This is a genomic window from Enterobacter cloacae complex sp. OE43NF, assembly GCF_023544405.1.
In the GTDB taxonomy this organism is placed as follows: domain Bacteria; phylum Pseudomonadota; class Gammaproteobacteria; order Enterobacterales; family Enterobacteriaceae; genus Enterobacter; species Enterobacter cloacae.
Genome location: NZ_JAMJFW010000023.1, coordinates 68,583 through 75,008 on the forward strand (window position 1 = coordinate 68,583; position 6,426 = coordinate 75,008).

Annotated in this window: 4 protein-coding genes; 2 read left to right on the forward strand and 2 right to left on the reverse strand. The window is 55.7% G+C overall.

What is annotated here, in order from left to right:
* Positions 1-47 precede the first annotated feature (47 nt).
* Entirely contained in the window at positions 48-1,352 is a 1,305-nt protein-coding gene (locus M8370_RS12820) for an inosine/guanosine kinase (RefSeq protein WP_020685011.1), read from the forward strand.
* Between the two features lie 103 nt (positions 1,353-1,455).
* Here the strand turns inward: M8370_RS12820 and ybaL are convergent, their stop codons facing one another.
* Both ybaL and M8370_RS12830 read right to left on the reverse strand, forming a co-directional pair.
* Complete coding sequence (gene ybaL / locus M8370_RS12825; protein ID WP_040021505.1) at positions 1,456-3,132, reverse strand: YbaL family putative K(+) efflux transporter; 1,677 nt, start codon at positions 3,130-3,132, stop codon at positions 1,456-1,458.
* Positions 3,133-3,360: 228 nt separating this feature from the next.
* On the reverse strand, positions 3,361-4,581 hold the full coding sequence (locus tag M8370_RS12830; RefSeq protein WP_013095903.1) for an MFS transporter: 1,221 nt from the start codon (positions 4,579-4,581) through the stop codon (positions 3,361-3,363).
* Between the two features lie 163 nt (positions 4,582-4,744).
* On the opposite strand from M8370_RS12830, the gene ushA reads away from it, so the two are divergent.
* Positions 4,745-6,397, forward strand: coding sequence for a bifunctional UDP-sugar hydrolase/5'-nucleotidase UshA (gene ushA / locus M8370_RS12835; protein ID WP_129327700.1), 1,653 nt, complete (start codon positions 4,745-4,747; stop codon positions 6,395-6,397).
* The last annotated feature ends 29 nt before the right edge of the window (positions 6,398-6,426 follow it).

Here is a 6,426-nt window from a genome sequence, read left to right on the forward strand (position 1 = left end):
GGTTTGTGCTACCATTCCCGGCCCATATTCTATGCACAGTTCAGACCATGAAATTTCCCGGTAAACGCAAATCCAAACACTACTTCCCTGTTGATGCCCGCGATCCGCTCCTGCAGCAAATCCAGCCTGAAAATGAAACCAGCGCGGCATGGGTCGTCGGTATCGATCAGACGCTGGTGGACATTGAAGCGAAAGTGGATGATGCGTTTGTCGCCCGTTACGGTCTGAGCGCCGGCCACTCGCTGGTGATCGAAGACGACGTTGCGGAGGCGCTCTATCAGGAGCTGGTGCGTGACAACCTGATCACCCATCAGTTTGCCGGTGGCACTATCGGCAATACCATGCACAACTACTCCGTTCTGGCAGACGACCGCTCAGTGCTGCTCGGCGTGATGTGCAGCAACATCGAAATTGGTGGCTACGCCTACCGTTACCTGTGCAATACCTCCAGCCGTACCGATCTTAACTATCTGCAGGGTGTTGACGGCCCCATTGGCCGCTGCTTTACGCTGATCGGTGAATCCGGCGAGCGTACCTTTGCCATCAGCCCTGGCCACATGAACAAGCTACGTGCCGAGAGTATTCCCGAAGAGGTGATTGCGGGCGCGTCGGCGCTGGTGCTCACCTCCTACCTGGTGCGCTGCAAGCCGGGCGAGCCGATGCCGGAAGCCACCATGAAGGCGATTGAGTACGCGAAAAAGTACGATGTGCCGGTGGTCCTGACGCTGGGAACAAAATTTGTGATTGCCGACAACCCGGAGTGGTGGCAGGCCTTCCTGAAAGAGCATGTCTCGATTCTGGCGATGAACGAAGAAGAAGCTGAGGCTCTCACCGGCGAGAGCGATCCGCTGCTGGCCTCCGATAAAGCGCTGGACTGGGTGGACCTGGTGCTCTGCACCGCCGGACCGGTAGGGCTGTATATGGCAGGCTTCACGGAAGAAGAGAGCAAACGCAAAACCCAGCATCCGCTGCTGCCTGGCGCCATCGCCGAGTTCAACCAGTATGAGTTCAGCCGTGGCATGCGTTATAAAGACTGTGTTAATCCGCTGCGGATCTACTCGCACATCGCCCCGTACATGGGCGGCCCGGAGAAGATCATGAACACCAACGGTGCGGGCGACGGTGCGCTGGCCGCGCTGCTGCATGACATCACCGCCAATGCCTACCACAAAACCAACGTGCCGAATTCCAGCAAACATAAGTTCAGCTGGCTCACCTATTCGTCGCTGGCGCAGGTATGTAAATACGCGAACCGCGTCAGTTATCAGGTGCTGAACCAGCACTCCCCGCGCTTAACGCGTGGCCTGCCGGAAAGGGAAGACAGCCTCGAAGAGGCGTACTGGGACAGGTAAAAGAAACCCCTCACCCCAGCCCTCTCCCCACAGGGGCGAGGGTGTTTGAGTTCCCTCTCCCCTATGGGGAGAGGGTTAGGGTGAGGGGACCAGGCCGCACAAGCTAGCCCGTCACCTCTTCTTCAACCGGCGGCTTCGCCAGCAGCGCCAGCATCGTATTCGCAATTTCGCGCTCACCCATCACCACCTGATTCGCACCCCGTTCGGTGATGTAATCCACCTCGTCGTCGTAATGGGCGCGGGCAATGATCTCAATCGTTGGGCATTTCTCACGTGCAGTGGCCACAATCTCACCCGCTTCGTAGCCGTTTGGAATGGTCAGCAGCAGCCAGCGGGCGCAGTCCAGATGCGCCAGGTTCATAATTTCTTCGTTCGCCGCATTGCCCAGCACTGCGCGAATACCGCGCTCGCGCAGCTCATCGACGCGGGTGCGCGAGGTTTCAATCACCACCAGCGGGATCCCCTGCGCCATCAGCTTCTCGCCGAGCAGGCTTCCCACGCGGCCAAAGCCGACCAGCAGGGCGTGGTTGCAAATATCCACCGGGATCTGCTTCTCTTCTTCAATGGCCTCTTCGAGCGTCTGCTCTTCAAGGGTTTCTGTTTTATCGAGATATTTTTCCAGCAGCGCGAACAGCACCGGGTTCAGCATAATCGAGAGGATCGCTCCCGCCAGCACCAGGTTCTGCCCGGCCTGCGGCAGCAGGTTCAGCGCCATCCCCAGACCTGCCAGAATAAAGGCGAACTCACCAATCTGTGCCAGGCTTGCGGCGATGGTAAGAGCGGTACGCGGCGAGTGGCCGAACATTCGCACCAGGAAAAAGGCGGCGACCGACTTACCAAAGATGATAATCGCCAGCGTCCCCAGTACGGCCAACGGCTGCTGAACCAGAATCATCGGATCAAACAGCATCCCGACGGAGACAAAGAACAGCACCGCGAAGGCATCACGCAGGGGGAGGGTGTCGTGCGCCGCTCGGTGGCTCAGTTCGGATTCATTCAGCACCATCCCGGCGAAGAACGCGCCAAGGGCAAAGGAGACGTCAAAGAGCTCCACCGCACCAAAGGCAATCCCCAGCGCCAGCGCAAGGACGGAAAGGGTGAACAGTTCACGCGAGCCGGTGGCCGCGCTGCGCGACATGATCCACGGCACCAGACGGCGGCCTACCAGCATCATGATGGCGATAAACGCCACCACTTTTCCGATGGTGATGCTCATATCCAGCGCCAGCGAGGCAAAGCCGAGGGTGTCTTTTTCCATCATTCCGGCGACGGCAGGCAGCAGGACCAGCGTCAGCACCATCACCAGATCTTCAACAATCAGCCAGCCGATTGCGATTTGTCCGCGCTGGCTGTCTATCAGTTGCCTCTCTTCAAGCGCGCGCAGCAGCACCACGGTACTGGCGGTTGAGAGACATAGCCCAAATACGATGCCGGTCATTAACGACCAGCCCAGTACGGCCGAAAGCGCCATGCCCAGCAGCGTCGCCACCCCTATCTGGGCGATCGCTCCCGGTATGGCGATAGACTTTACCGCCATCAGGTCCTTCAGGGAAAAATGCAGCCCCACGCCAAACATCAGCAGAATCACGCCCAGTTCCGCCAGTTCAGGTGCCAGTTTGGTATCCGCAACGAAGCCAGGCGTAAACGGTCCCGCCAGTACCCCGGCTAACAGATAGCCCACAAGAGGGGAAATACGCAGTTTATTGGCAATCATGCCGAGAATAAAAGCGAGCACAAGTCCACCAACAATGGTGGTGATAAGCGGTGTGGCGTGGTGCATTCCGTCTCCTTTCGTTGTGGGTGTTCCATTTTGGTGAAAACCAAAAACCGAGTAATAGTTTATGACAATTTTTACCCTTGTGTTTATGAATAATTGTTGAAGTTTGAATAAAACGGCAACATGCCTCAGAAAAGACAGGTTTTGATAAATTCAGAGAAGGGATGAACAGGAAAGCCTTATGCCATGAGGGCATCAGGCTGCCAAAGTTACACTTTGGCAGCCATGAAATTACGCTTTATGACGATTATCAGGCAGGAATATGGTCAACATCCCCAGAAGTGGCAGGAAAGCGCAGATTTTATAAACCAGGAAGATACTGGTGTGGTCGGCAACCATGCCTAACACGGCTGCACCAAGGCCGCCCATGCCGAAGGCGAAACCAAAGAAGAGCCCGGAAACCATACCAATGCGCCCCGGTAACAACTCCTGCGCATACACCAGGATAGCCGAGAACGCCGAGGCCAGAATAAAACCAATAATCACCGTTAAAATGCCCGTCCATTCAAGGCTGGCGTAAGGCAAAATAAGGGTAAAGGGGGCAACGCCAAGGATAGAACCCCAAATAACATATTTACGGCCAATTTTATCCCCGACTGGCCCGCCAATCACCGTCCCTGCTGCGACGGCAAACAGGAAAGCAAACAGGTGGAACTGCGCGTTTTGTACCGATAATCCGAATTTTTGCATCAGGTAAAAGGTGTAATAGCTGCTGATGCTCGCCATATAGAAATATTTCGAGAAAATCAGCACCAGCAGCACGGACACGGCCAGGATAACCTTATTGCGTGGAAGGGGATTGATAACCTTCACTTTTGGTTTGCCTTTGTTTACACGGTGCTGTGCGGCATACCAGCGGCTGATCTGGGCGAGCACAACGATTGCCAGCAGGGCGGCCAGCACAAACCAGGCGACGTTACCCTTGCCGTACGGCGCGATGATCACTGCCGCCAGCAGCGGGCCGAGGGAACTGCCAAAATTACCGCCCACCTGGAAGAGTGATTGCGCCAGCCCGTGGCGCCCGCCGGAGGCCATACGTGCCACGCGGGAGGACTCCGGATGGAAGACCGACGAGCCGGTTCCCACCAGTGCGGCGGCAAGCAGCACCGCTTCAAAACTTCCCGCCATAGCCAGCAGCACCAGCCCGCTCAGGGTGAAGCACATGCCAATCGGCAGCGACCACGGCATCGGATATTTATCCGTCCAGTAACCGACGATAGGTTGCAGTAGCGAAGAGGCCAGCTGGAAGGTCAGGGTGATCATCCCGATCTGCACGAAGGTTAATGAAAACTCGGATTGCAGCAGCGGGTAAATCGCCAGGATCAGCGACTGGATCATGTCGTTGAGCAGATGGGAGAGGCTAATAGCGCCTAAGACTTTAAATGAGGTGCGCGAGGGTGGCGGCGACGCCGGCGCGCCCGAAACGGGCTGGGTTGATTCACTGATTGCCATAAATACCACGTCGTTAGTGATGAAAAATGCAGGGGGTAATTATTATCCAACTAACATACCTGCCAGAGACATTTGAAGAAAGTCGCAATTATGAAAACTTATTTGTCTATTCTTGTTACTCACTGTAATTTTTGCGTTTGTCTATTGGTCAGGGAGAGAGAAGATGAAGTTAATGAAGCATGGCGTCGCGTTGGCGCTGCTCGCCGCCTGGGGTCTGGCAAGCCTGCCCGCACAGGCGTATGAAAAAGACAAAACGTATAAAATTACGATCCTGCATACCAACGATCACCACGGCCATTTCTGGCGCAGCGAGTATGGCGAATATGGTCTCTCCGCGCAAAAAACGCTGGTGGATGGCATTCGTAAAGAGGTTGCCGCCGAAGGGGGCAGCGTGCTGCTGTTATCGGGTGGCGATATCAATACCGGCGTGCCGGAGTCCGATTTACAGGATGCCGAGCCTGATTTTCGTGGCATGAATTTAATCGGTTACGATGCAATGGCCGTCGGAAACCATGAGTTTGATAACCCACTGAGCGTGCTGCGCCAGCAGGAAAAATGGTCCAAATTCCCGTTCCTCTCCGCCAATATCTATCAGAAAAGCACCGGTGAACGCCTGTTTAAACCGTGGGCGCTGTTTAAGCGTCAGGATCTGAAAATCGCGGTGATTGGCCTCACCACGGACGATACGGCAAAAATTGGCAACCCTGAGTTCTTTACCGATATCGAATTCCGTAAACCGGCAGACGAAGCGAAGCTGGTGATTCAGGAGTTGCAGCAAAACGAAAAACCGGACGTGATCATCGCCACCACCCATATGGGACATTACGACAACGGCGAGCATGGTTCTAACGCACCGGGCGACGTTGAAATGGCGCGCAGCCTCCCTGCGGGCTCGCTGGCAATGATTGTGGGTGGTCACTCACAAGATCCGGTGTGCATGGCCTCGGAGAATAAAAAGCAGGTGGATTATGTTCCCGGCACGCCGTGTGCACCAGACCGTCAGAACGGGATCTGGATTGTGCAGGCGCACGAGTGGGGTAAATACGTTGGCCGTGCCGACTTTGAGTTCCGTAACGGCGAGATGAAACTGGTGCATTATCAGCTCATCCCGGTCAACCTGAAGAAAAAAGTGACCTACCCGGACGGGAAAAGTGAGCGCGTGCTCTACACCCCGGAGATCCCCGAGAACCCACAGATGCTCTCCCTGTTAACCCCGTTCCAGAATAAAGGCAAAGCGCAGCTGGACGTGAAAATCGGTACGCTGAACGGGCGTCTGGAAGGGGACCGCAGCAAAGTCCGTTTCGTACAGACCAATATGGGTCACCTGGTGCTGGCGGCACAAATCGCGCGCACCGGCGCTGATTTTGGTGTGATGAGCGGCGGCGGGATCCGTGATTCCATCGAAGGCGGGAATATCACCTATAAAGATGTGCTGAAGGTGCAGCCGTTTGGCAACGTGGTGGTTTATGCCGATATGAGCGGGAAAGAGGTGATTGAGTACCTTACCGCCGTGGCGCAGATGAAGCCGGACTCCGGCGCTTATCCGCAGTTCGCTAACGTCAGCTTTGTGGCCAAAGGCGGCAAGCTCAACGATCTCAAAATCAAGGGTGAGCCGGTTGATCCCGCGAAAACCTACCGTCTGGCAACCTTAAGCTTTAACGCCACCGGCGGCGACGGTTATCCGCACATCGATAATAAACCGGGCTATGTGAATACCGGCTTTATTGATGCCGAGGTTCTGAAGCAGTTTATCGAGCAGAATTCACCGATCGACGTGAATGCGTATGAGCCGAAAGGCGAGGTGAGCTGGCAGTAACGTTGTGCGGCCTGATGCCCTCACCCCAA

Coding starts and splice junctions, on each gene's coding strand:
- M8370_RS12820 (WP_020685011.1), top strand. CDS start 48: ATGAAATTTCCCGGTAAACGCAAATCCAAACACTACTTCCCTGTTGAT.
- ybaL (WP_040021505.1), bottom strand. CDS start 3,132: ATGCACCACGCCACACCGCTTATCACCACCATTGTTGGTGGACTTGTG.
- M8370_RS12830 (WP_013095903.1), bottom strand. CDS start 4,581: ATGGCAATCAGTGAATCAACCCAGCCCGTTTCGGGCGCGCCGGCGTCG.
- ushA (WP_129327700.1), top strand. CDS start 4,745: ATGAAGTTAATGAAGCATGGCGTCGCGTTGGCGCTGCTCGCCGCCTGG.